The sequence below is a fragment of the [Roseibacterium] beibuensis genome, assembly GCF_039542305.1.
Lineage (GTDB): Bacteria > Pseudomonadota > Alphaproteobacteria > Rhodobacterales > Rhodobacteraceae > Roseibacterium > Roseibacterium beibuensis.
Genome location: NZ_BAABHW010000001.1, coordinates 889,644 through 912,783 on the forward strand (window position 1 = coordinate 889,644; position 23,140 = coordinate 912,783).

The window sequence follows — 23,140 nt, forward strand, 5'->3', positions numbered from 1 at the left end:
GCCTGGGCGGCCTACGTGCCGCAGAAGGTGCGCGTGACGCGCTCGATTTCGGACGGGGGCTGGGCGAGGTCGGCCTCCGCCTCGCTCGGCGTGAAGGGTGTCGACAGGGCGGAGGTCAGCCGATGGAACGGTGCGAGATCGCCCCGCAAGGCCGCGCTGATCGCCTGTTCGACACGGTGATTGCGCGGGATCAGGCCCGGGTTGGTCGCTTGCATGGCCGCGATGCGGGCCTCCTCGGGCCGCGTTTCCCGGCTAAGGCGGACGCGCCAGCGGTCGAGCCATGGCTGGACGGCGTCCGGGGTTCGGAAGCCTTGGGCCATCGCCTCGGGCGTCGGGCCGGAGAGCGTACGGAACGTGTTGGTGAAATCCGCCTCCTGTTTCGCCATCAACTCCAGCAGGTCAAAGGCGAGGGGCAGGTCGTCGGCCTCCTCCTCGGCGAGGCCCAGCTTGGCCCGTAACACCGCGTGCCATGCCGGGTCGAACCGCCCGGAAAAGCCGTTCACCAACTCGGTGAAACGCTCGATCGCGGCATCCCGGTCCGGCATCAGCGGCAGAAGGGCCGTGGCCAGTTGGGCGAGGTTCCAGACCGCGATCTGCGGCTGGTTGCCGTAGGCGTAGCGCCCGTACTGGTCGATCGAGGAAAACACCGTTTGCGGGTGGTAGGCATCCATGAAGGCACAGGGGCCGTAATCGATCGTCTCGCCTGCGACGCTCATGTTGTCGGTGTTCATGACGCCGTGAATGAAGCCGACGCCCATCCAGCGGGCCACGAGATCGGCCTGCGCGCCGATCACGGCGTCAAGCAGCCCCTCGGGCCCCTCGGCCTGAGGGTAGTGGCGCGCGATCACGTGCGCGGTGAGGGTAGAGAGCGCCTCGATGTCCTGTCGTGCGGCGAAATACTGGAAGGTCCCGACGCGGATATGGCTGGAGGCGACCCGCGTCAGGATCGCGCCGGGCATCACGGCTTCGCGCAGGACATCCTCGCCGGTGGCGGTGGCGGCCAGCGCGCGGGTCGTGGGAATGCCGAGCGCTGCCATGGCCTCGGACACGATGTATTCGCGCAGGACCGGTCCCAGCCAGGCGCGGCCATCGCCCATGCGGCTGTAGGGGGTGCGGCCCGCGCCCTTCAGTTGCAGGTCGAAGCGGGCGCCGTCCGGGGCCACGACCTCGCCCATCAGGATCGCGCGACCGTCGCCGAGTTGCGGCACCCATCCCCCGAACTGGTGCCCGGCATAGACCTGGGCCAGGGGCTCGGCGCCGTCGGGCAGGGTGTTGCCCGAAAAGACGTCGGCGATCTCGGCGTCGCTTTGCGGCAAAGTCAGGCCCAAGCGCTCGGCCAGCGGGCGGTTGACCGCGATCAGGCGGGGGGCCTCGACCGGCTCGGGGCGTTGCCGGGTAAAGAACCGGTCGGGCAGGTGGGCGTAGGAATTGTCGAAGCGGGCTTGGAGGGTCATGGCGCGTCCTGTGTCTGTCCCACCAAACCTAGGTGCGCCGGGCCCGCGCCGCCACCCCGTCAGAGCCGCGCCAGACGTCCGGTCAGCAGGTCGAAGAACCCGTCCGCATCCACATCCCCCATGAACATCGCGTTCTTCGGGCGATCCGTGACCCCCCACCAATCGGCCACCGTCATCCCGCGCGTCAGCTCGGAGGCGGTCTCGATCTCGACATTCACGTGCCGTCCCGAGAAGAGGGTCGGCTTGATCAGGTAGGCGATCACGCAGGGGTCGTGCAGCGGCCCGCCTTCCGAGCCGTATTTCTCCATGTCGAACCGCTCGAAGAAGTCGGTCCATTCCGCCACGGCCCGGCCGACATCCGTATCGAGGTCGCGGAACGCCTCGATCCGGGCGCGCGTGGTCAGCGCCTTGTGCGTCACGTCGAGCGGCATGACCGTGATCGGCACGCCGGATTTGAACACGATCTCAGCGGCTTCGGGGTCGACGTAAATGTTGAACTCGGCAGCCGGCGTGACGTTGCCGACCTCGAAATAGGCGCCGCCCATCAGCACGATCTCGGCCACGCGCGGCATGATGTCGGGCGCTTTCTGAAAGGCGGTCGCGATGTTCGTCAGCGGCCCGAGGGGGCAGAGCGTGACGCTTCCTTCGGGCTCTGCGCGCAAGGTCTCGATGATGAAATCGACCGCGTGGGCCTCCTGCAACGGCATGGTCGGGTCCGGCAGAACCGGGCCATCGAGACCGGTCTTGCCGTGGATATATTCCGCCGTAACAAGGTCGCGCCCCAGGGGCCGATCGCAGCCCGCGAAGACCTTCGCGTCGCGTTTGCCGGCCAGTTCGCAGACGATCCGCACGTTCTTTGCGGTCAGCTCCAGCGGCACGTTTCCCGCGACGGCGGTGATGCCCAGGACATCGACCTCTTCGGGGCTGGCCAGCGCCAGAAGAATGGCCACCGCGTCGTCCTGTCCGGGGTCGGTGTCGATGATGATCTTGCGGGTCATGTTTGCATCCTCGTTTTCGGGCGACCCTTGCGCGGCTGCCGTCCGGGTGCAAGACGTTTGCGGACCGAAGCCCCCGGCTCCGTCGTCTTTTCCCAACCCGACTACATAGGTGAGTCTGCCCGCATCTTTATCCTGCAAATATGCCCGCCGGAGGCATCCGCGCGCAGCCAAAGACGCCGCCAGGATGGGGGGCGGAGCGGCGCTCGCCCCAGGCCGCAGAAAATTCCGGAATTTTCTGCCAACCCACGCCCGGGAAAAGCCTGACCCATATCAAGGACGTGTTACGATGAGCGCCTAATCTGCCGCCCGACCGGACCACATCACGAAAGACGCCGATGACCATTTTCAACGCCATCCCCTACGACCAGCTGGAGATCGGAATGGAGGCGCAGATCAAGCGGCTCGTCCGAGCCGATGATCTCTATGTCTTCGCCAATGCCAGCGGCAACCTGAACCCGATGCACCTGCCCAAGGAAGACGGCGATGGCGATGGCAAGCCCGAGGCCGTGGCCCCCTCGGCGTGGATTGTGGCGCTGATTTCCGGCGTGCTTGGCAACCAGTTGCCGGGGCCGGGGACGCTGTACCTGCACCAGGATACGGAGTTCTGCGGTCGCGCGCATGCCGGCGAAGAGATGACCGTGACCGTGCGGGTGGCCGAGAAACTCGATGGCGGCGTGGTGCGCCTGAGCACGCTGGTCGAGGGGCCTTCGGGCGCGGTCGCCAAGGGCGAGGTCCGGGTCATCGCCCCGGATCGCGCCCAAAGCTTTGACGGGGCCGATGTCCCGGGCCTGACCGTGCAGCGTCACGCCAATTTCGACCGTCTGCTGGCCCGTGCCGAGCCGCTGCCGCCCGTGAGCACCGTGGTTGTATGCCCGGAATCGCCGGATGCCGTCGCCGGTGCGATCCTCGGGGCCGAGCACACGCTGATCTCACCCGTTTTCGTGGGCGCGCGCCCCAAGATCGAGGCCGCCGCGGAAGAGGCCGGGGTCAGCATCGCAGGCGTCGAAATCATCGACATCCCGGATCACCGTGCCGCTGCGCTGCGTTCCGTCGCGCTCGTGCATGAGGGCCGCGCACGCGCCGTGATGAAGGGGCATCTCCACACCGATCAGTTGCTCCATGCCATCCTGAAGAAAGAGGGTGGTCTGCGCACCAATCGCCGCCTGTCCCATGTCTTCGTGATGGATGTGCCCGGCCTTGACCATTTCCTTTTCGTGACCGACGCGGCGATCAACATCGCGCCCGACCTCGATTGCAAGGTCTCCATCGTGCAGAACGCGATCGACCTTGCGCGCGCGCTCGGGGTGGAGACGCCCAAGGTCGGCATCCTGTCGGCGGTGGAAACCGTGACGCCCTCCATCCCGTCCACCATCGACGCGGCGGTCCTGTCGAAGATGGCGGACCGGGGCCAGATCACCGGCGGCCTGGTGGACGGGCCGCTGGCCATGGACAATGCCGTCGATCTGGGCGCCGCGCGGACCAAGGGGCTGACGGGCCTCGTCGCCGGGCGGGCCGATATCCTCGTCGCGCCGAACCTCGAATCCGGCAACATGATCGCGAAGGAGTTGACCTTCCTCGCCCATGCCGAGGCCGCGGGGGTTGTCATGGGGGCGCAGGTTCCGGTGATCCTGACCAGCCGGGCCGATGACGACCGTGCGCGGCTGGCCTCCTGCGCGGTGGCGGCGCTTTATGCCCATGCGCAGGCCGGGGACGCGGCATGAGCCGGGCGATCCTGACGCTCAATGCCGGGTCCAGTTCCATCAAGTTCGGCCTCTACCGGGAGGGCGACGACCCGGTGGAAGAGGCGCGGGGGCAGGTCGACGGGATCGGTCCCGATGCGGCGCTCGTTCTGGACACGGGCGAGGGGGAAACCCGCGCGGCGGTCGCCGCCCCGGATCACCAGGCTGCGCTCGCGGCCATCATCGCCGCGCTCAAACCCTTGCTGGCCGGGGACGAGATCGCGGGCATCGGGCATCGCGTGGTCCATGGCGGACCCTATCTCGACGGGCCGCGGCACCTGGACGACGACCTGATCGCCTATCTCAAGACGCTGTCGCCGCTCGCCCCGCTGCACCAGCCGCATAACCTTGCCGGGATCTCCGCCGCCCGCGCGGCCTTTCCCGGCGCGCCGCAGATCGCCTGTTTCGACACGGCGTTCCATCGTGGCCATCCTTGGGTGAACGACACCTTCGCGCTGCCCCGGCGCTTCCATGACCAAGGGGTGCGCCGCTACGGGTTTCACGGGCTCAGCTACGATTTCATCACCTCCAAGCTCAAGCAGGACTTTAGCAGTATCTCGCAAGGCAATGTAATCATTTCACATTTAGGAAATGGGTCTTCGCTGTGCGCCACGAAAAACGGCGTTTCGGTCGACTCGACCATGGGCTTTTCCGCGCTTGACGGGATGCCGATGGGGACCCGTTCGGGCCAGATCGACCCCGGTGTGCTGATCTACCTTGTCGATGCGGGATACGATGCCGCCGCGCTGACCAAGCTGCTTTACAAGGAAAGCGGGTTGAAAGGCCTGTCGGGGATCAGCCACGACATGCGCAGCCTGCTGGCCTCGGCCGATCCGCGCGCCGAACAGGCGGTCGCCTATTTCACCTCGCGACTGGCGCGCGAGATCGGGGCGCTAGCGGCGTCGCTCGGCGGTCTGGATGCGCTGGTCTTCACCGGCGGGATCGGGGAGCACGCGGCACCGATCCGGGCGCGCGCGCTTGAGAAACTCGGCTTTCTCGGGCTGTCGGTCGATGCCAAGGCCAATGCCGCCAACGCCACACGGATCGAGTCGGGGCCGGTGCCCATCCTCGTTCTGCCGACCGATGAGGAACGCGTCATCGCGCGTGCCACCGCAGCGCTCTTGTAACCGATCCGCCCGCACCACAGACACCATCCCTTGACCGTCGCTTCCCGCACCCCACCTGAGGTTCCATGCGTATCCTGTTGATCATCGCCGCTCTCATCCTTGTCGCCATCGTTGCCGGGGCGATCTATTTCCGCCAGGTCTCCATGCCGGCGGAGGATTGGCACGTCGAGCCGTCCGAGGTGACGCCGCCCTCGACGCCGAATTACGTGCTGCTGATCGGGGACGATGCGCCGCGCAACGGCGGCTCGCTGTCCGAGACGGCCGCGATCCTCGAACAGGTTGCCGCGGCCGATAACGCGACGCTGATCGCGGGCGATCTGGCCGAGGGCCACGCCACCTACGTCGTGCGCACACCTCTGATGGGCTTCCCCGACGCGGTGTCGATCCGGCTGGTGCCGGAGGGCGATGCAACCCGGGTCGAGATCTTTTCGCGCTCGCGTTTCGGAACCTCCGACCTTGGCGCGAACCGGGCGCGCGTGACCCGCTGGACCGAGCCTCTGGCCCCCTGACCGCGCCTTGCGCCGCGTCAAGCGCTCTTGACCGCGCGGGCGCTGCACGGCACTTCCACATCCATGCAGCCCGCCAATCTCCCACTCGATCGCCTGCGCCAGATCACCGACCGGTTCGAGTATCTCGAAGCGCAGCTCAATGCCGGGCCCGACCCGGACAAGATCGCCGAGATCAGCCGCGAATACAGCGAGTTGAAGCCGGTCGTGGCGCAGATTGCCGCCCATGATGCCCTGCGCAACGGCATGGAGGAGGCCGAGGCGATGCTGGCCGATCCCGAGATGCGCGACCTCGCCGAGGAGGAAATCGCCCGCATCCGCGACGAGCTGCCCCGCGCCGAACATGCTTTGCGCCTCGCGCTGCTGCCCAAGGACGCTGCCGATGCCCGCCCCGCCATGCTGGAAATCCGGCCTGGCACCGGCGGGGAGGAGGCCGCGCTTTTCGCGGGCGACCTGCTGCGCATGTACACCCGCTATGCCGAGGCACGTGGCTGGACTGTCGAGATCGTGGATTTGCAGGAGACCGAGCTGGGCGGCATCAAGGAGGTGACAGCGCGGATCGTGGGCGAGGGGGTCTTTGCCCGGTTGAAATACGAATCCGGCGTGCACCGGGTGCAGCGTGTGCCCGAAACGGAGTCGGGCGGACGTATCCATACCTCGGCAGCCACCGTTGCCGTCCTGCCCGAGGCCGAGGCGGTCGAGATCGACATTCCCGCGCAGGACATCCGCATCGACACGATGCGGTCGTCCGGGGCCGGGGGGCAGCACGTCAACACCACCGACTCGGCGGTGCGCATCACCCATCTACCCACCGGGATCGTCGTCACGAGTTCCGAGAAATCCCAGCACCGCAACCGCGAGATCGCGATGGGCGTGTTGCGGGCGCGGCTCTATGACCTCGAACGACGCCGCGCCGAGGAGGAGCGGTCCGCCGACCGCAAGGCGCAGGTCGGATCCGGCGACCGGTCCGAACGCATCCGCACCTACAATTTCCCGCAAGGCCGCGTGACCGATCACCGGATCAACCTGACGCTCTACAAGCTGGGCGAGGTGATGGGCGGCGATCTCGATGACGTCATCGACGCGCTGACCGCCGACGCGCAAGCGCAGATGCTGGCCGAGATGGAGGGGCAGGGGTGAAGGCAGGTCAGGACCGCGCCCCGTCGTGCCGCCGCCCCCCGGAGCCGAACCGGGCTGACCACCGGCGCGCGTTTGCAAGAGTCCGCCATGGTGGCGGGCGCAGGCCGGCCCCATGACGATGACGGGTGCAGTCTGGCTGCGGATGGCGGTCGCCCGTTTGGCCCCGTTGATCGGCCTGCCCGAGGCGCAGCGTGATGCGCGCCTGATCCTGCGTGCGGCAACCGGCTGGTCCGCGGCGCGTCTTCTCAGCGAGGCGGGCGACCCGCTTGCAGCCTCCGTCGAAGCGCAGGCAGAGGCGATGCTCGACCGTCGTGCCGCGCGCGAGCCGCTCGCCCAGATCCTCGGGCATTGGAACTTTTACGGACGCGAGTTTGCCGTCAGCCGTGACGTGCTCACCCCGCGTTCCGATACGGAAACGCTGATCGACCTCGCCCTGTCAGCCCCCTTCGCGCGCCTGATCGACCTCGGCACCGGGTCGGGCGCGATTGCCGTCACGCTGCTGGCCGAGCGTCCCGACGCGACCGGGCTGGCCACGGATGCCTCGCCCGAGGCCCTTGCGGTGGCCCGAAGAAATGCCGAGGCCCACGGCGTTGCCGATCGCCTGACCTTGCAGCGGGCCGATTGGTGGGAGGGCGTCGATGGCGCCTTCGACCTCATCGTGTCGAACCCGCCCTACGTGACCGCGCAGGACTACGCGGGCCTGTCCCCGGAGGTGACCCGATATGAACCGCAGATGGCGCTGACGCCCGGCGGCGACGGTCTTGCGGCCTATCGCGCGATCCTGTCGGGACTGGGTGCGCATGCCGCCAAGGGCGCGCGCCTGCTCTTTGAGATCGGCGAAGACCAGGGCCCTGCATTGCTGGACCTGATGGCCGGGGCGGGGCTTGCGGATTGTGGTCTCCACCCCGATATTAACGGAAAGGACCGCGTGGCCTCGGCCCGAGTGCCCTAGGGTTACGCGGCAAGCGGTGCCGATCCGACACGCGGATGGGCAAAATGCCGCTTCTCACGGCCAAATATGGCGAAAACGTCGTTTTGGCCTTGTTTCGCGCGGGTTTGCGTGCTTACTCAGGTCAAGCGGGCGACGCGGCCTTGGCCGCCGCCGGCGCATTTGCCAGAAATCGCGGACCTGTGTGCTTGCACGTCGGTTCGTCGCACCAGCGGATCGGGGCGTGGGCCTCGTCCCTTTGCAAACCCAGGACAACTGGATCAAAGAACCAATATGAGATCATCTAAGAACCGTTCGCGGTCCAAAGGGAACCGCAACCGCTCGGTCGGCAACATCGTCAACCGTGTCTTTGACAGCTCCGGCCCCGAGGGGAAGGTGCGTGGCACCCCGCAGCAGATCATCGACAAATACAACCAGCTCGCGCGCGATGCGCAGCTGAGCAATGACCGGGTCGCGGCGGAAAATTTCCAGCAGCATGCCGAGCATTACCTGCGGATGCTGGCCGAGGCGCAGCGCGAGCAGGAAGCGCGCCGCGAGCAGCAGCAAAACCAGCAGGGTGGCACCCAGCAGAAGGGCCAGGGCGATCAACGCAAGGGCGATCAGCAGGCCGAGGGCGACGAGCCCAAACAGGACAGCAAGTCCGATGCCAAACCCGAAGCCAAGAGCGAAGGCGACCAGCAAAAGCCGTTTGACGCCGTGATCGACAATTCGGACAGCGACTCCGGCCTTGTCGAAACGCCCGAAAGCAAGCCCAAGCGCACGCGCAGCCGCCGCAAGCCCAAGGAAAGCGCCCCGACCGCCGAGGCCGAGGGCACCGAGGGCGGCGATCAACCGCCGCAAGAGGCCGCTGAATAAGCGTATGTTTCTGACCGGATTGAAAAGGCCGCCTCAATGGCGGCCTTTTTTGGTCTCAGCCTTTTGCCACCTCGCGGGCCAGGGCGCAGAACCCCTCCAGGGGCACCTGCTCGGCCCGGTCCGTGGGCTTGATCCCGGCGGCACGCAACCGCTCCTCGATATCCGGGGCCACGCCCTTCAGGCTGGCGCGCAGCATCTTGCGCCGCTGGTTGAACGCTGCGGCGACCACCCGGCTCAACACGTCCGGGTCGGCTGGAAAGCGCGGCGCGGGCAGGGCGGTCAGGTGAACCACGGCAGAGCGGACCTTGGGGGGCGGGGTGAAGGCCTCGGGCGGCAGGCTCAGCGCGATCTTCGCCTCGGTCCGCCATTGCGACAGGATCGCCAGCCGCCCGTAGGCCTTCGACCCGGGCTGCGCCACGATCCGCTCGGCCACTTCGCGCTGGAACATCAGCGTCAGCGAGGTCCAGAGCGGCGGCCAGGCGGGCGGCGTCAGCCAGCGCACCAGCAATTCCGTTCCGACATTGTAAGGCAGGTTTGCCACCACCTTGACCGGCGGGGTCAGGTGCGCGGCCCAATCGACCTCGAGCGCATCGGCGTTCAGAACCTCCAGCCGACCCGGATAGGCTGCCGCGATTTCCGCCAGCGCGGGCAGGCAGCGGGCGTCTTTTTCCACCGCCACGACGCGCCGCGCGCCTTCCGCCAAAAGCCCGCGCGTCAACCCGCCCGGGCCGGGGCCGACCTCCAGCACATCGGCGCCTGTCAGATCGCCCGCCACCCGCGCGATCCGCGCCGTCAGGTTCAGGTCCAGCAGAAAGTTCTGCCCCAGCGATTTACGCGCGGACAGACCGTGTGCCGCGATGACCTCTCGCAAGGGGGGAAGATTGTCGATGGCGCTCATGCGCCCAGATGCGCAGAAGCCGGTTCCCGGCGCAAGCATCTGCCGACAGGCCCCAACCTGCTGCATCTTTATCCTTCAAATATGCAAGACGCCCAAGGCGTCGGCGCCGGAAGGGGCTCGATGCCCCTGACGGCGCGGTCCCTCGACGGGTCCTAGCGTCGCGCGCTGCGGGCGATGGCCATCTCGGCCGCCATCTCCAGCGCGGCGATCAGGCTGGCCGGGTCGGCGATGCCCTGGCCCGCGATGTCGAACGCCGTGCCATGATCGGGCGAGGTGCGAATGAAGGGCAGCCCCAGGGTCACGTTCACCCCCTGGTCGAAAGCCAGCGTCTTGATCGGGATCAGCGCTTGGTCGTGATACATGCAGATCGCCGCGTCATAGCGGGCGCGGGCCTTGGCGTGGAACAGCGTGTCGGCGGAATGCGGCCCCGACAGCGCCAGCCCCTCGGCTTTCAACGCCTCGATCACCGGGCCGATCAACTCGATCTCTTCCATGCCCATCGCCCCGCCTTCACCGGCATGCGGGTTCAGACCGGCGATGGCCAGGCGCGGCGTCTCGATCCCGAAATCGTGCCTGAGCGCAGCCTCGGTGATGCGGATCGTGTCCATCAGCAAGGGACGGGTCAGGGCCGCCGGCACATCGCGCAGCGCGATATGGATGGTTGTCGGCACCACCCGCAGGTCCGGCCCGGCCAGCATCATCACCACGCGGTCGACGCCGCCCAGATGGGCCAGGTATTCCGTGTGGCCCGGGAAACGGAACCCGGCGCCGTCCTGCAAGGCCTTCTTGTGGATCGGCCCGGTCGTCAGCGCCCCGGCCTCGCCCCGCATCACCAGGTCGACGGCCCGCGCGATCGCCTCGATGACCGCAGAGGCATTTTCTGCCGATGGCCGCCCGGGCTCACGCGCGGCGGGAAAGGCATGGGGCAGGACGGGCAGGCCATGGAAAATCGCCGTCCCGGCCTCAGCCGGGGCATGGATCGGTGCGATGGGCACGCCGAGCCCTTCAAGGTGTTTCGGATCGCCCAGAACGAAAAAGGGCAGCCGACCGGACAGGCGGCCCCAGGCTGCGGCGGCGATCTCGGGGCCGATGCCGGCGGGCTCGCCCAGGGTCAAGACAATCGGGGCAGGCTGTGTCACCGACAGCGCCTCAGCCTTCGGTGTAGAAAATGATGGCGTCCGCGCGCAATTCCTGCAGGTAACTGGATGCGAAGGCTTCCAGCCGCTGCGAGAACAGGGCTGCACGCACCTCTTCATAGGCGGTGTCCGGCACGTCGTAATTGCGCTCGCACAACATGGTCATCAACAGAACCGCGCCTTCTCCTCGTGTCACCTCGGTCGAGAACTCGTTCTCGTCGAGGCGCGACAAGGCCACGGCGATGTCGCTGGGGATCTCGCGCACGGCTTGGGTCACGCGCTCGAACCCGCCGGGCAGCACGCCGTAGAAATCGTCGCAGGTATCCACCTGGTCGCCTAGGCGCTGTGCCTCGGCCAGCGCCTCGGCCGTGCGCCCGCCGGGGATGGCGATGGTCAGGTAATCCACGGAGGACACTTCGGGGGCGGCCACGGTCGGCTCGCTCAGGCCGCGCAATTGGAACAACGCCACGGCGTTGCCGAGATTGATCGGCTCGGTCACCTGCCCGACGGACATGTTCATCATCATCTGCTGCATTTGCGGCGGAAGGGCCGTCAGGGGGCGCCAATCGGTCAGGCCGCCATTCTCGCGCGAGGGGGCGGCGGAAAACCGGCTGGCGGCTTCCGAAAAGCGGCTGGTCGAGCCCTGGACCTGCGCGCGCAGCCGGTTCAATTCGCTGACGAGGTTCGCCTGGTTCTGCGCCGTGATCGGCACGATCAACTCGGCCAGTCGCACGCGCATCCCGCCGGTGTCGAACCCTGCGGCAACGGCGCGCTCGACTTCATCTTCGCTGACCTCGGCCTGCCGCCCGAACCGCGCACCGACGACATTGCGCCAGGTGATCCCGTTCGCCACGAAATCCCGGAAGGTCTCGGGCGCCACGCCTTCCTCGACCAGCGCGCGGATGAACTGCTCGGGGCCGAGGTTGGCGCGGGCGGCGAATTCTTCGACGCCGGCCTCGATCTGTTCGGCGTCCGCAACCAGCCCCATCATCTCGCCGGCCTGACGCTTCAGGCGTTCTTCGATCAGGGTTTCCAGCACCTCGTCGGCGCCGGTGTTCGGGGCGTTGAGAACCTCGAGGAACTGCTGACGTTGCCGGATTTCGTAGTAGGTGACGACATCGTCATTCACACGCGCCGCCGCCGAGAACGGGCTTTGCGCCGTGACCGGCAGGGCCATCACGAGAAGCATCGCCAACCCCGCCGTCACAAGGGCAAGGAAGGGGATCGGCATCAAGCGCGGTGTCTGGTGAAACTGGGTCATACGGTCTGCTCTTCGTCTGCGGTGCGGCATCGGCCGGAGGCCTGGCCCGGGGCCGCGCCGGCGGTCTTGCGTTTCGTCCCTCGACACATGGCCCTGCAAGGGGGCGCTGTGCAACCCCTCATGACCCATGCGTCATTGTCGGCAGGCGCGCGCCTGACTGCGGCCCTCGCGCGTCGCGCCAAAGCCGCTCAGCGATACGGTCAGCCCGAAGGACGTGGCCGGTTCCAGGTCGCTGGCTGTCGTGTAGCGGCGTGACATCGTGAATTCGACGTCCACGCATTCGTTTTGGTAGCCGATGGACAACCCGGTGCGGGTCGGTTCATCTTCCACGAAATCGTAGCGCCAATCGACACCGGCTTGCCAGAAATCGTCGATCCGGTAACTGGCATCGAGCGCCCATTCGGACAGGTCCTCGTCGCGCCCCTCGGCTTGATCGGCCTCAAGCCAGATATAGCTGGAGGCGAGGTCGTAGCTCTCGTTCGTCCATGTCAGGGCGATCTCGTTCGAGGTGAAGTCGAAATCACTGTCGAAAATTGCCCGGTTGATCAGGCGCCACTGGTCATCAAGGCCGACATGGGCCGCGAAGAGCCAGTCGGACTGCAACCCGTCGAGGCCCGACCCGGCGGTGAAAGGGTTGATTTCCTCTTCGCGCAGAACGAGGCCCGCCGTGATGCCAGCGGACCATCCCAGCGGGTCGGTGCGGGTGTAGTTCAGGCCGATATTGGCCCGCGTACCTTCCTCGCGCCGGTCGGAGCCGGGGTAACGGTCCAGCGCAAAGAGATTCGCCTCGTCGAATTCCACGATGGCGCTGTCTTCCACGGGGACGCTGTCGCCTGTCGTGCGTGACCATGCCAGTTGAACGACCGGCTCCAACAAGTGGCTGACGCCGTTGGCTGTCACGTTCTGGGTCGGCCAGCGCAGTTCGATCTGACCGTAGGGCGTCACGCGCGTCGTGGTGCCGTTCAGCGCCGGATCTTCGGACACGCTGTAAAGATCTGCGAAGAGTGCGGCCTCGTAGGTCAGCAACACGCCTGCGGGCAGGACGTGAGAGCGCTGCCAGTCGATGCCCGCCGTCAGGCGCGAAACGTCGGTGCCAAGCGGCGGCGTCGATGGATCGAGCGGGACGGTGTAGCCGATCTCGTCAGACGGGCGAGCATAGCTCATCGCTTCGAGGCTCAACTCGGCGATCCCGCCGATCAGGTCCGGAATAAAGCGTCGCGTGTAGCTGGCCTGGGCCACCTGGGTCGTCAACTCGTCGTTGTCGACGCCGTCGCGCAGGGAATTGTAAAGCGTGCCACCGGCTTCGAAATAGCTGTCCGCATCGACGCGGCTGATGCGCAGGAAACTTTCCAGAAGGTCGGGATCGTCGAAATCGTATGTCGTCAGGTAGCCGTCGTCGGTGACGGCCTCGAGCGCGAAATCCAGTTCAAGATCGCGCGGCAGGTCGAAATGGCCATAGGCGAACAGGAAACCGCGCAGGTCGTCGTCGGTCAGGTCGTCGGCGGTGATCGCGCCCGTCGCGCCGATGCCGCCATTGCGGAAGGCCTGCCGGTAGCGCAACTCCACCGTCTGGCTGTCGCCGGTGCCCAGCCATGGCGTCAGCGTCAGGTCGGCATGGTCGCCCAGCATGATGAAATAGGGCACCTGCAATTGCGTCCCGGTCACATCATCCGAGCGGATCGAGGGCGCGAGGAAACCGGTTGCCCGGTTCAGCGAGGGGTCCGGCAGACGCATCTGCGGCAGGTACATGACCGGCACGCCCATCACGCGGAATTGCGCGCCCTCGAAATAGAGCTGCTGTTCCTCGGCGTCATGGATCACGCGTTCGGCGCGGATTTCCCACAGCGGGACCGGGTTGCCGAAGCAGACTTCGCAAGAGGACGCGACGGCCTGGTACATCTGGGTGTAGCGCCCGTCGGTGCGGTCGATCTGCGTCGCCGCGATCTGCAACTGCCGATCCAGCACCAGCCGTGCCGATTGCAGCACGCCGTTTTGCAGGTCCGCCGACAGGTCGGCGAAATCCGCGACGATGATCGTGTCGCCCGTGCCGTCGATCAGGGTGATCGGACCTTCGACCGTGATCTGGTCGCCGTTCTGGCTGTACGTGATGGCGCCGGCGCGCAGCCGGGTGCCCTGCCAGAAAACCTCGACCCCGCCGCGCGCGGTAATGGCCTGTCCCACGCTGTCGAACTGGATGTCATCGGCGATCAGGGTTGCGGGCACGCCTTGAGCGCGCGTTCCGTCCAAGGGGGCGAACGCGATCAGCCCCGCGGCAAGGGCCGTCGTCACGATATGACGCGCGCGGCGTGTCATCCGTCCTCCGTGTGCAACAACAGCCCCACTGCCAGCAGAATGGCGGCCACGGGGGGCGCCCAAGCGACCAGCGTGGCGGGCAGCTGTCCGGTCTCACCCAGAACTTCTGCGAAATCTCGGATAAAGAACACCCCGAATCCAAGTAAAACCGCACCCAAGACCATAATTCCCGTCTTGCCGAATCGCGTATGCCGCATCGTGAAGCCCGCGCCGATCAGAACCATGGCCGAGAGCATCAGCGGATTCGACAATTGCATCTGTAGCCAGATGCGATGTTGAACGGCGGCAAACCCGGCGGCGTTCAACTGCGCGATGAAGCCGGGCAGCTCGTAGATCGGCACCGTCTCGGGCGCGCCGAAACTGTCGCGAATCTGCTCGGCCGTGAGCGTCGAGGGCAGGACGAGCCGTTCGAACCGCTCGGCGGCGGCCTGCGGGTTGGCGGCGCCCGCGATGGGCCAGAGCGTGACCCCCGTCAGGTCCCAGGCGCCGTCTTCGAGAAGCGCCTCGCGTGCCGTGATCCGCTGGGTCAGCAGGCCGTTGGCGTCGAACCCGAAAAAGGTGGCGCCGAACAGATGTGTGCCGTCCGAATTGGTCGCGTCGGCATGGATCACTGTCTGGCTGTCGGGCGTGCCCTGCCGCAGCCACAAGCCTTCGTCGCTGACCGAGAGGGTGCGCTCCTCCAGCCCGCGCATCCGGGCGAAGGTCAGATCGTATTGCCGCGTGGTGGCCGCCACGATCGGGTTCAGCACCGCAAGCGCCGCGACGCCCAGCAGGAAGGCCACCGCAACCGGCGAGGCTGCGGACCGCAGGGCCGAGCGACCTGCCGCGCGCACCACAACCAGTTCCGAGGTGCGCGCCAGCCCAAGGAACATGAAGAGCGTTGCGATCATGACGAAGAGGGGCAGCCAAGCATAAAGCGCGCCGGGCAGGTTCAGCAGCGAAAGCTGGAACACCGCGCCCAGTCCGTTGTCGGGCCCGACACGCCCCAGGTGTTCGGCAATGTCGATGGGCATGAGGATGCCCACGAAGACCGCCACGACAATGAAGAGCGCACGCAAGAAGCGACGGGCGATATAAAGATGCAGGATCATGCCGGCACCGCCCTGATGCGGCGCATCAGACCGCTGCGCCGCCGTCGGCTTAGCCCGGCAAGCACGAGCAAGGCCAAGGTGATTGCCGCGGCGAGGCCAGCCTGCAAATAGGCCAGGGGCCAGAGCGACGGATCGCGCGTGGCCGTCGCCTCGGACCAGTTCCAGACCACCTGCAATGGCACGATCAGAATGACCGCGATCAGGATCTGCCGCCAGACCCCGAAGCGCGAGAAATGCCCCAGCATCAGCGTCGCCGCGGCGATCAGGGGGGGGAACATGACGAACAGTGAACGCCCGATCCGGTCATGCCCTTCATAGAGCACATCGGCCAACGGGTCGCGCAGGGCCTCGGCCAGCGTTTCATCGGCGAAGATCAGCGTCAGCGTCGAGAGTTCCCGCGCATCAAGGCGCCGCGCCCCGCCATCGGCGATCAGGGCCCCGATATCATAGGTGAAATCGGCGAATTGCACCGTCGAGAGCCGCCCCGTTTCACGGTCCAGCGACTGCGCCATCCCGTCGAACATCACAAGCCGCGGCCCGGTTTCGGACCGCACCAGAAGGGCCGTGGTGGCGGTGTAGGTCACCTCGACCGTATCGGCCGACGCATCTTGCAGGAACAGGTCGCGAAACTCGCCCAACTCGGTGATCTCGCGGATGTAGACGGTCAGCCCGTCCGCCGGGTGGATGAACTGCCCCTCGCGCAGGAAACGGCCCGTGACATCCTCGCCCACTTCGGCGCGGCGGTCATTGTATTGGCCGCGTGCCGCCGGGGCGAGGACATTGGCGAGGATCAGAACGAGGATCGTCAGCATCATCCCGAACAGAAACACCGGGCGCAGCAACCTTGCCGCCGACAGGCCGGCGGTCTGCAACACCACCAACTCGCTTTCGTTGATCATCCGGTTGAAGACGTAAAGCGTCGCCACGAAGCTGGATACCGGCAGGACCATCAACATGATCTCGGGCAGGCTGAGCGCGGTGAATTCCAGGAACACCGACAGGTTCTGCCCGTCCGCGATCAGCGCATCGAACAAATCGATCGCCGCCTCGATCCAGTAGACGGAGACGAGGACGAGGCTGAAAAAGCCGAACAGCACCATAAGCTGCGCAAGGATATAGCGGTCATACCGCCCCACGCCGTTTCGCCCCCATCGTCTGGCACTTCCCTTCCTCGGGTCTTTGGCGCGTGGCGCGAGGACCCCAGATGATGCGCCCGGTGGCAGCCGAACGCGGTTATCTTGTTTTAATCCAATTCCATCGCCGCCGTAAGGGTGATCTGGCCTTCCGCCCATCGCCGCCCTAATGTCGCGACAAGAATGACACGCTGACCTGAGCAGGGGGCCTTGGCCATGACGACGCCGATCACCATCGACTTCACCGAAACCGATCTCGACGCGCTGAAGGACGCCGGGGGCACCCTGGCCGTGATCGTCACACCCGAGGGCAAGCTGGACCCCGCCGCGCGCCGCCTGAACCGTCTGACCAAGGGCACGCTGGCCCGGCTGGTCGAGGCGGATCGGTTCGCCAAGGCCAAGGAAGGGGATGCGATCACGATGGCGTTCCCCGCCGGGATGGCGGCCGACATGCTGGTGGTGCTGAAACTCTCGCGCCGCCCGTCGGTCGAGGACGCGCGCAAGGCCGGGGCATCGCTGGCCAAGGTGCGGGGCAAGGGCGCGCTGACGCTCTGCGCCGGATCGACCAACAAGATCGAGGAACTGGCCCTCGGCCTCAGCCTGCGCAGCTACGATTTCACCGATCACAAGAGCGATGACAGCGACCCTGCCGAGGGCGCGACCGTCATGGTCACCAAACCCGATGCCGCCACTGATGCCTGGGCCGACAAGGCCGCGCTGGCCGACGGTGTGTTTTTCACCCGTGACCTCGTGAACGAACCCGCCAACGTTCTGACCACCGTGGAGTTCGCCGGGCGCCTCAAGGCGCTGTCGGGGCTGGGGGTCGAGGTTACCGTTCTGGGGGAAGACGAGCTTGAACAGCTCGGGATGCGCGCCCTTCTGGCCGTTGGGCACGGGTCCGAAAGCCCCTCGAAGGTCGTGGTGATGGAGTGGAAGGGTGGCGGTGACGAGGCGCCGCTTGCGCTGGTTGGCAAGGGCGTCGTCTTCGACACGGGCGGGATCAGCCTGAAACCCGCCGGCGGCATGGAAGACATGACCATGGACATGGGCGGCGCGGGCGTCGTGGCAGGGGCCATGCGCGCCATCGCGCAGCGCAAGGCCAAGGCCAATGTCGTGGGCCTTGTCGGGCTGGTGGAAAACATGCCCTCGGGCCGGGCGCAGCGTCCGGGCGACGTTGTCAAATCCATGAAGGGCGATACGATCGAGGTCATCAACACCGATGCCGAGGGGCGCTTGGTGCTCTGCGATGTCATGTGGTACGCGCAAGAGAAATTCGCCCCCGCCGGGATGGTCGATCTGGCGACGCTGACCGGCGCGATGGTCATCGCGCTGGGGCATGAGAATGGCGGCGTCTTCTCGAACAACGATGCGTTTGCCAATGCCTTTCTCAAGGCTGCCGCCGCCGAGGGCGAAGGCGCGTGGCGTCTGCCGATGGGGCAGGCCTATGACGATTTGCTCAAAAGCCGCATCGCCGACATGAAGAACGTGGGCGGGCGCGCGGCGGGCTCGATCACGGCGGCGCAGTTCCTCGGGCGTTTCGTCAAGGAAGACACGCCGTGGATCCATCTCGACATCGCGGGGGTGGCCAGTGTGAAATCCGACACGATGCTGGCGCCGAAGGGCGCAACGGGCTGGGGCGTTCTGGCGCTCGACCGGCTCGTGCGTGACAATTACGAAGGGTAGGGCGGTTGGGCGCGGCCTTTTTCTACCACCTGACGCGCCAGCCGCTCGACGTGACGCTGCGCAGCCTGCTGGAGAAGTCGCTCCAACAGGGGTGGCGCGTGGCCGTGCGCGGCAGGACCGACGACATGCTGGAACGGCTGGATGCGCAGCTCTGGCTTGGGCCGTCGGGGGACGAGTTCCTGCCGCACGGACGGTCCGGCGGGCCGCATGATACCGATCAGCCGATCCTTCTGACCACCGCAGAGGCGGCGGTCAACCAGCCCGATTGCCTCGTCTCCGTCGAAGGGGCCGCCGTGAGCGCACCGGAGGTCGCCGCGCTGTCGCGCGTCATGATCCTGTTCGACGGGCATGACTCGGCGGCTGTCCAGACGGCCCGCGAACAGTGGAAATCCCTGACCGACGCAGGGGCAGAGGCGAAATACTGGTCGGAAGAATCCGGTCGGTGGGAAATGAAGGCGCAATCCGGCGGGCGAGACGGCGCCTGACGGGCGCGTCAGCGCTCCAGCAGCAAACGCCCGTCGGCAATCTCGATGCGGTCGAACCGTCGCAGGTAGCTCATCCCCAGCAGGCTGGCGCGCATCTCGGCGCCGTTCACCACGACGCGCACCCCGGTGTCCACGATACCACCCAGTTCCAGCGCATCGACCCGGACGGGCGAGGTTTCGACGATGCCATTCGCGGTACTGGCGCGGCCCGAGAAGATCAGCGAGTCGAGGTCGAGCCCCGCCCGTTCGGCATCCGATCGGTTGAGCACCACGTCGCTTGCACCTGTGTCGACGACAAAGCGCACCGGCGTGCCGTTGACCCCCAGAACCAGGTAGAAATGCCCGTCGGCGGCTTGCGGCACCTCGATCCGTGTGCCTTCCATCATCACCGATTGGCGCGGGGCGAGGTCGTTGCGGATGTCGGTGACGAGGCCTACGGCGACGATGGCGCCGAGGAAAATGAAAATCCAGATCGCCGCGTATTGCGTCAGCTTTCCGATATTGCGGCGGTTCGAGGCCATAAGCCAACCGGCAATCGCCGTACCCAGCAGCGCAAGGTAGATCAGGCTTCCGATTTGTTCGCCATTCAGCATCAGCACACCCCTTTGCCCAACATATAGGGTGGATGAGGCGTCAGATCACGGCCAGGTCGCGCAAACCGTCGATCACGAATTGCACCGACAGGGCGGCCAGCAGCATGCCCAGGAGCCGCGTCACCACGTTGATCCCGGTCTCGCCCAGCAGGCGCTCCAACCGCCCGGCCAGCAGGAACAGCGTGAAGACCACCAGCAAGACGACCGCCATGACCGCATGGATCAGCGCGATGTGCAGCAGATCGCCCCCTTCCTGCCCGGTCAAGAGGATCATCGTCGCGATGGAGCCGGGTCCCGCGATCAGCGGGATCGCCAACGGAAAGACCGACGGGTCGTCCGAATGCTCGGCCTCGGCCTGACCCTGCCGGCGCTGGCTGCGTCGTTCGAACAACATGTCGAGGGCGGTCAGGAACAACAGGATGCCGCCTGCCATGCGAAAGGCCGGCATGGAGATCCCGAGGAAGTTCAGCACCGCTTCGCCTGCCATGCCGAACAGCGTCAGCAAGCCAAAGGCCACCAGGCACGAGCGGATCGCCACCTTGCGCCGTTGCACGGCATCCATCCCCGCCGTCAGCGCCACGAAAAGCGGCGCCATGCCAATCGGGTCGATGATGACGAAGAGCGCCACGAAGGCGGGGATATATGCGGCCAGTTCCATGCTGAGACCCGTGCCGCGCGGGCGCGCAAAGGTCAATGCTCATGGATCGAAAAAGGGCGGGTCGGGGCGCGCGCCTCGGGTGCAAACGAGACACGCGCCCCGGCCCCTTCAGCGCATGAAATCTGCGCTGGTCACGGCGCCGTCCCCGTCCCGGTCGATCTGATCGAGCCAGCTTTCGGCTCCGGCGATGAACTCTTCACGTGTGACGCTGCCGTTTCCGTCGGTGTCGTTGGGGGGCAGGCCAAGCCCGTCGGCCACCCTCTGCATCATCTCGCGGGCCGGGGCAGGCCCTTCGAAATTCTCCATGTCGGCAATCCGGGCCGCGTCGAAGGCGACGTATTCCTCGGCGCTCAGGACGCCGTCCTCATCGGCGTCGAACATGCCGAAGACGGTGCCGCGCATCTCTTGCAGTTCGGCCAGTGTGGCGGTGCCGTCGGCGTCGAGGTCCCATGCGGTCATGAATTGCGATCCCGGCGCGGCGTGCGCATCGGCAAAGGCCGCGCCCGCGCCAATGGCCAGGATCAGCAAGGTCGTTTTCAGGGTGGTCATGTGTCTGTGTTCCTCGGGTCAGGCCACGGGATGTTTCATCCGGGCCATGACGTTGGTTTTCTGAACGAATTGCTGCACCAGCGCGCCCACGACATGGAGTGCGATCAGGGCCAGCAGAACGAATTTCAGGATATTGTGCGCCGTCGCGGCGCCTTCGGCCCCGCCAAACCACGCAACCGAGCCGGAGATCGGCATCAGCAGCAGCAGGGCATAAAAGGCCCATTGCGTCGCGAGCGCCACCTTGGCCTTGCCAGGTGCGCTTTCGTCTCCCGCCGGGGCGGGGGCGCCGTGGCTGAAGCGCAGGGCGAGGCGCCAGATGGTCAACAGGGCGACCAGCGCGCCCAGAAACACGTGCTGCGCGATCATCGGGTTGAAGGCGATCTCGGCCCCGTTCAACCAATCGGCCCAGGCTTGCGAAATCGCACCCTTGAAGACGTATTGCAGGGCGACGAGGCCCATGATGATCCAGTGAAGGCGGATCTGCGTCCGCGTGTATCCGGCGGGGGTGGCCATGACAGGGCTCCTTCAATTTGCACCTGTCAATAATATACATAAGAAATATATGTTTTGAAATGCGGCCTGCGCGCGGCACGCTGTCGCGCCGCGCGGTCAAGATTTAAAAACAATTTCAATGAGTTAGAGGGGTCGCCTTAAGTCGCATCCGCCTGTTCGAGACGTTCGGCTGCGGCCATCCAGAGGGCCTCGGCGCGGTCGAGGCCGTCCATCACCTCGGCGTATTTCCTCTGCCAAACCCCAAGATCGCCCGCGCGGTCGTCTTCGTAAAGCGCGGGATCGGCCAGTTTCGCGGCCAGTTTCTCGCGCATCTCCTCGATCTTCTGCACGCGCGCTTCGGCGCGGCGGACCTCGGCGCGCAGTTCCTTGATCTGGTCCGGACTGGGGCGCTTGGGTTTGGGTTTTTCCGCAGCTTTCTCGGGTTTTGGCGGCTTGTCCTCGCCCTTCAACAGCATCTGCCGATAGCTGGCCAGATCGCCGTCATAGGGGGCGACGCGCCCGTCCTTCACCAGCCAAAGCCGGTCGGCCACCAGGCTGAGCAGATGCATGTCATGGCTGACGAGGATCACCGCGCCGGAATAGGCGGTCAGCGCCTCGACCAGCGCCTCGCGGCTTTCGATGTCGAGGTGGTTGGTCGGTTCGTCCAGGATCAGCATATGCGGCGCGTCCAGCGTCGCCAGCAGAAGCGACAGGCGCGCCTTCTGCCCGCCGGACAGCTTGCCCACCAGCGTTTCGGCCTGGTCCGCGCCAAGGCCGAAGCCCGCCAGCCGCGCACGCAGTTTCGGCGGCGCCTCGTTGGGGCGCTCACGTTGGATGTGCTGGAGCGGCGTCTCGTCGAGGTGCAACTCGTCCACCTGGTGCTGCGCGAAATACCCGACCCGCAGCTTGGACGAGGCGGTGACGCGCCCCTCCATCGTCTGCAACTTGCCCGCCAGCAGCTTGGAGAGGGTGGATTTCCCCTCGCCATTGCGGCCCAGCAGGGCGATGCGGTCATCCTGGTCGATCCGCAGGTTCAGCCGCGCCAGAACGGCCGTGCCGTCATAGCCCACCGACGCCCCTTCGAGGTTCACGATGGGCGGCGACAGCTGGTCCGGCTCGGGGAAGGTGAAGACGGTGCGCGCGGCATCCTCGGGCGCGCGGATCGTTTCCATCCTTTCCAGCATCTTGACCCGCGATTGCGCCTGTTTGGCCTTGGAGGCCTTGGCGCGGAACCGGTCGACGAAGCTTTGCAGATGAGCGCGCTGCGCATCCTGCTTCTTGGCGGCGGCGGCCTGCACCGCGCGCTGTTCGGCCCGGGTCCGGGCGAAGGTGTCGTAGCCCCCGGAATAGAGCGTCAGCTTCTTGTCGGTCAGGTGCAGGATATGCCCCACCGCCCGGTTCAGCAGATCGCGATCATGGCTGATGACCAGGACGGTGTGCGGGTATTTCGCCAGGTAGCTTTCCAGCCACAGCGCGCCTTCGAGGTCGAGGTAGTTGGTCGGTTCGTCCAGCAGCAGCACATCGGGCTGCGCAAACAGCACGCCCGCCAGCGCCACGCGCATGCGCCAGCCGCCCGAGAAGGCGGAACAGGGCATCTGCTGCTCGGCATCGGTAAAGCCCAACCCCTTGAGGATCGAGGCGGCGCGCGCCTCGGCCGACCAGGCGTCGATATCGGTCAGGCGCGTCTGGATGTCGGCCATGCGGTGTCCGTCTGCCGTTTCGGCCTCGGCCAGCAGGGCGGCGCGTTCGACATCGGCCTCCAGCACCGTGTCGATCAGCGACGTCTCGGACGACGGCACCTCCTGCGCGACGCCGCCGATGCGGGCGCGGGCGGGCACCTCGATGCTGCCGCTGTCCAGCGTCAACTCGCCCCGGATCAGGCGGAAGAGCGTCGTCTTGCCGGTGCCATTGCGGCCCACGATGCCCACCTTGTGCCCGGCGGGAATGGTGGCCGAGGCCCCTTCCAGAAGGGACCGGCCGGCGACGGAATAGGAGATGTCTGAGATACGCAGCATGGGCGCGGTGTGACGTGCCGCGTGCGGGCTGTCAATCATCGCCTTTTCAACCCGCAACCCCCGTG

21 protein-coding genes are annotated in these 23,140 nt (G+C 66.4%); 8 read left to right on the forward strand and 13 right to left on the reverse strand.

Annotation, left to right across the window (positions count from 1 at the left end; genetic code table 11):
• Positions 1-11 precede the first annotated feature (11 nt).
• Together ABD923_RS04470 and ABD923_RS04475 are read right to left on the reverse strand one after the other, a co-directional pair.
• Positions 12-1,454: a protein adenylyltransferase SelO gene (locus ABD923_RS04470; RefSeq protein ID WP_259546446.1), complete on the reverse strand. Its 1,443-nt coding sequence runs from the start codon at positions 1,452-1,454 to the stop codon at positions 12-14.
• 59 nt (positions 1,455-1,513) lie between these two features.
• Positions 1,514-2,452, reverse strand: coding sequence for a nucleoside hydrolase (locus ABD923_RS04475; protein WP_259546445.1), 939 nt, complete (start codon positions 2,450-2,452; stop codon positions 1,514-1,516).
• Positions 2,453-2,787: 335 nt separating this feature from the next.
• Here ABD923_RS04475 and ABD923_RS04480 point away from each other — a divergent pair, with 335 nt between their 5' ends.
• The 6 genes from ABD923_RS04480 (at position 2,788) to ABD923_RS04505 (ending at position 8,768) form a co-directional block, all read left to right on the forward strand.
• Complete coding sequence (locus ABD923_RS04480; RefSeq protein ID WP_259546444.1) at positions 2,788-4,173, forward strand: bifunctional enoyl-CoA hydratase/phosphate acetyltransferase; 1,386 nt, start codon at positions 2,788-2,790, stop codon at positions 4,171-4,173.
• Complete coding sequence (locus ABD923_RS04485) at positions 4,170-5,318, forward strand: acetate/propionate family kinase (RefSeq protein WP_259546443.1); 1,149 nt, start codon at positions 4,170-4,172, stop codon at positions 5,316-5,318. Before ABD923_RS04480 ends, ABD923_RS04485 begins: the two co-directional genes overlap by 4 nt.
• A gap of 65 nt (positions 5,319-5,383) precedes the next feature.
• Positions 5,384-5,827, forward strand: coding sequence for a DUF1499 domain-containing protein (locus ABD923_RS04490; RefSeq protein ID WP_259546442.1), 444 nt, complete (start codon positions 5,384-5,386; stop codon positions 5,825-5,827).
• A gap of 63 nt (positions 5,828-5,890) precedes the next feature.
• Positions 5,891-6,964 (forward strand): peptide chain release factor 1, encoded by a 1,074-nt coding sequence (prfA, locus tag ABD923_RS04495; protein WP_259546441.1) that lies wholly within the window; start codon positions 5,891-5,893, stop codon positions 6,962-6,964.
• A gap of 118 nt (positions 6,965-7,082) precedes the next feature.
• The gene (gene prmC / locus ABD923_RS04500) at positions 7,083-7,916 is read left to right on the forward strand and encodes a peptide chain release factor N(5)-glutamine methyltransferase (RefSeq protein ID WP_259547419.1); all 834 of its coding nucleotides are present in this window, start codon (positions 7,083-7,085) and stop codon (positions 7,914-7,916) included.
• A 270-nt stretch (positions 7,917-8,186) separates the two neighbouring features.
• Positions 8,187-8,768: a DUF4167 domain-containing protein gene (locus tag ABD923_RS04505; RefSeq protein WP_259547418.1), complete on the forward strand. Its 582-nt coding sequence runs from the start codon at positions 8,187-8,189 to the stop codon at positions 8,766-8,768.
• A gap of 55 nt (positions 8,769-8,823) precedes the next feature.
• Here ABD923_RS04505 and rsmA read toward each other — a convergent pair whose 3' ends face one another.
• The 6 genes from rsmA to lptF form a co-directional block, all read right to left on the reverse strand.
• Positions 8,824-9,666: a 16S rRNA (adenine(1518)-N(6)/adenine(1519)-N(6))-dimethyltransferase RsmA gene (gene rsmA / locus ABD923_RS04510; RefSeq protein WP_259546438.1), complete on the reverse strand. Its 843-nt coding sequence runs from the start codon at positions 9,664-9,666 to the stop codon at positions 8,824-8,826.
• Positions 9,667-9,818: 152 nt separating this feature from the next.
• Positions 9,819-10,805 carry a 4-hydroxythreonine-4-phosphate dehydrogenase PdxA gene (pdxA, locus tag ABD923_RS04515; RefSeq protein ID WP_259546437.1) on the reverse strand — a complete coding sequence of 329 codons (987 nt, stop codon included), beginning with the start codon at positions 10,803-10,805 and terminating at the stop codon, positions 9,819-9,821.
• Positions 10,806-10,815: 10 nt separating this feature from the next.
• Positions 10,816-12,063: a peptidylprolyl isomerase gene (locus ABD923_RS04520; RefSeq protein ID WP_259546436.1), complete on the reverse strand. Its 1,248-nt coding sequence runs from the start codon at positions 12,061-12,063 to the stop codon at positions 10,816-10,818.
• Between the two features lie 132 nt (positions 12,064-12,195).
• Positions 12,196-14,376, reverse strand: coding sequence for an LPS-assembly protein LptD (locus ABD923_RS04525; RefSeq protein ID WP_259546435.1), 2,181 nt, complete (start codon positions 14,374-14,376; stop codon positions 12,196-12,198).
• A complete protein-coding gene (gene lptG / locus ABD923_RS04530) occupies positions 14,373-15,467 on the reverse strand; it encodes an LPS export ABC transporter permease LptG (protein WP_259546434.1) in 1,095 nt (364 codons plus the stop codon). Before lptG ends, ABD923_RS04525 begins: the two co-directional genes overlap by 4 nt.
• Complete coding sequence (gene lptF, locus ABD923_RS04535) at positions 15,464-16,603, reverse strand: LPS export ABC transporter permease LptF (protein WP_259546433.1); 1,140 nt, start codon at positions 16,601-16,603, stop codon at positions 15,464-15,466. Before lptF ends, lptG begins: the two co-directional genes overlap by 4 nt.
• 213 nt (positions 16,604-16,816) lie before the next feature.
• On the opposite strand from lptF, the gene ABD923_RS04540 reads away from it, so the two are divergent.
• Positions 16,817-18,283 (forward strand): leucyl aminopeptidase, encoded by a 1,467-nt coding sequence (locus ABD923_RS04540; RefSeq protein WP_259546432.1) that lies wholly within the window; start codon positions 16,817-16,819, stop codon positions 18,281-18,283.
• Between the two features lie 5 nt (positions 18,284-18,288).
• Positions 18,289-18,768, forward strand: coding sequence for a DNA polymerase III subunit chi (locus tag ABD923_RS04545; protein ID WP_259546431.1), 480 nt, complete (start codon positions 18,289-18,291; stop codon positions 18,766-18,768).
• An 8-nt stretch (positions 18,769-18,776) separates the two neighbouring features.
• On the opposite strand, the gene ABD923_RS04550 is transcribed toward ABD923_RS04545, so the two are convergent.
• From ABD923_RS04550 to ABD923_RS04570, 5 genes are all read right to left on the reverse strand, one after another.
• On the reverse strand, positions 18,777-19,361 hold the full coding sequence (locus tag ABD923_RS04550; RefSeq protein ID WP_310796367.1) for a retropepsin-like aspartic protease family protein: 585 nt from the start codon (positions 19,359-19,361) through the stop codon (positions 18,777-18,779).
• A gap of 40 nt (positions 19,362-19,401) precedes the next feature.
• Positions 19,402-20,019 (reverse strand): MarC family protein, encoded by a 618-nt coding sequence (locus ABD923_RS04555; RefSeq protein ID WP_259546430.1) that lies wholly within the window; start codon positions 20,017-20,019, stop codon positions 19,402-19,404.
• Between the two features lie 108 nt (positions 20,020-20,127).
• Positions 20,128-20,568 (reverse strand): EF-hand domain-containing protein, encoded by a 441-nt coding sequence (locus ABD923_RS04560; protein WP_259546428.1) that lies wholly within the window; start codon positions 20,566-20,568, stop codon positions 20,128-20,130.
• Between the two features lie 18 nt (positions 20,569-20,586).
• A complete protein-coding gene (locus tag ABD923_RS04565) occupies positions 20,587-21,081 on the reverse strand; it encodes a cytochrome b (protein WP_259546427.1) in 495 nt (164 codons plus the stop codon).
• A gap of 137 nt (positions 21,082-21,218) precedes the next feature.
• The gene (locus tag ABD923_RS04570; protein ID WP_259546426.1) at positions 21,219-23,075 is read right to left on the reverse strand and encodes an ABC-F family ATP-binding cassette domain-containing protein; all 1,857 of its coding nucleotides are present in this window, start codon (positions 23,073-23,075) and stop codon (positions 21,219-21,221) included.
• Between the last annotated feature and the right edge of the window lie 65 nt (positions 23,076-23,140).

What these genes read in the sequence shown, in the direction of transcription:
- ABD923_RS04470 (WP_259546446.1), bottom strand. Translation starts at nt 1,454, where the DNA reads ATGACCCTCCAAGCCCGCTTCGACAATTCCTACGCCCACCTGCCCGAC.
- ABD923_RS04505 (WP_259547418.1), top strand. Translation starts at nt 8,187, where the DNA reads ATGAGATCATCTAAGAACCGTTCGCGGTCCAAAGGGAACCGCAACCGC.
- ABD923_RS04525 (WP_259546435.1), bottom strand. Translation starts at nt 14,376, where the DNA reads ATGACACGCCGCGCGCGTCATATCGTGACGACGGCCCTTGCCGCGGGG.
- lptG (WP_259546434.1), bottom strand. Translation starts at nt 15,467, where the DNA reads ATGATCCTGCATCTTTATATCGCCCGTCGCTTCTTGCGTGCGCTCTTC.
- ABD923_RS04475 (WP_259546445.1), bottom strand. Translation starts at nt 2,452, where the DNA reads ATGACCCGCAAGATCATCATCGACACCGACCCCGGACAGGACGACGCG.
- ABD923_RS04565 (WP_259546427.1), bottom strand. Translation starts at nt 21,081, where the DNA reads ATGGCCACCCCCGCCGGATACACGCGGACGCAGATCCGCCTTCACTGG.
- ABD923_RS04480 (WP_259546444.1), top strand. Translation starts at nt 2,788, where the DNA reads ATGACCATTTTCAACGCCATCCCCTACGACCAGCTGGAGATCGGAATG.
- ABD923_RS04490 (WP_259546442.1), top strand. Translation starts at nt 5,384, where the DNA reads ATGCGTATCCTGTTGATCATCGCCGCTCTCATCCTTGTCGCCATCGTT.
- ABD923_RS04550 (WP_310796367.1), bottom strand. Translation starts at nt 19,361, where the DNA reads ATGCTGAATGGCGAACAAATCGGAAGCCTGATCTACCTTGCGCTGCTG.
- ABD923_RS04520 (WP_259546436.1), bottom strand. Translation starts at nt 12,063, where the DNA reads ATGACCCAGTTTCACCAGACACCGCGCTTGATGCCGATCCCCTTCCTT.
- ABD923_RS04540 (WP_259546432.1), top strand. Translation starts at nt 16,817, where the DNA reads ATGACGACGCCGATCACCATCGACTTCACCGAAACCGATCTCGACGCG.
- ABD923_RS04485 (WP_259546443.1), top strand. Translation starts at nt 4,170, where the DNA reads ATGAGCCGGGCGATCCTGACGCTCAATGCCGGGTCCAGTTCCATCAAG.
- ABD923_RS04560 (WP_259546428.1), bottom strand. Translation starts at nt 20,568, where the DNA reads ATGACCACCCTGAAAACGACCTTGCTGATCCTGGCCATTGGCGCGGGC.
- prmC (WP_259547419.1), top strand. Translation starts at nt 7,083, where the DNA reads ATGACGGGTGCAGTCTGGCTGCGGATGGCGGTCGCCCGTTTGGCCCCG.
- ABD923_RS04555 (WP_259546430.1), bottom strand. Translation starts at nt 20,019, where the DNA reads ATGGAACTGGCCGCATATATCCCCGCCTTCGTGGCGCTCTTCGTCATC.
- ABD923_RS04570 (WP_259546426.1), bottom strand. Translation starts at nt 23,075, where the DNA reads ATGCTGCGTATCTCAGACATCTCCTATTCCGTCGCCGGCCGGTCCCTT.
- rsmA (WP_259546438.1), bottom strand. Translation starts at nt 9,666, where the DNA reads ATGAGCGCCATCGACAATCTTCCCCCCTTGCGAGAGGTCATCGCGGCA.
- prfA (WP_259546441.1), top strand. Translation starts at nt 5,891, where the DNA reads ATGCAGCCCGCCAATCTCCCACTCGATCGCCTGCGCCAGATCACCGAC.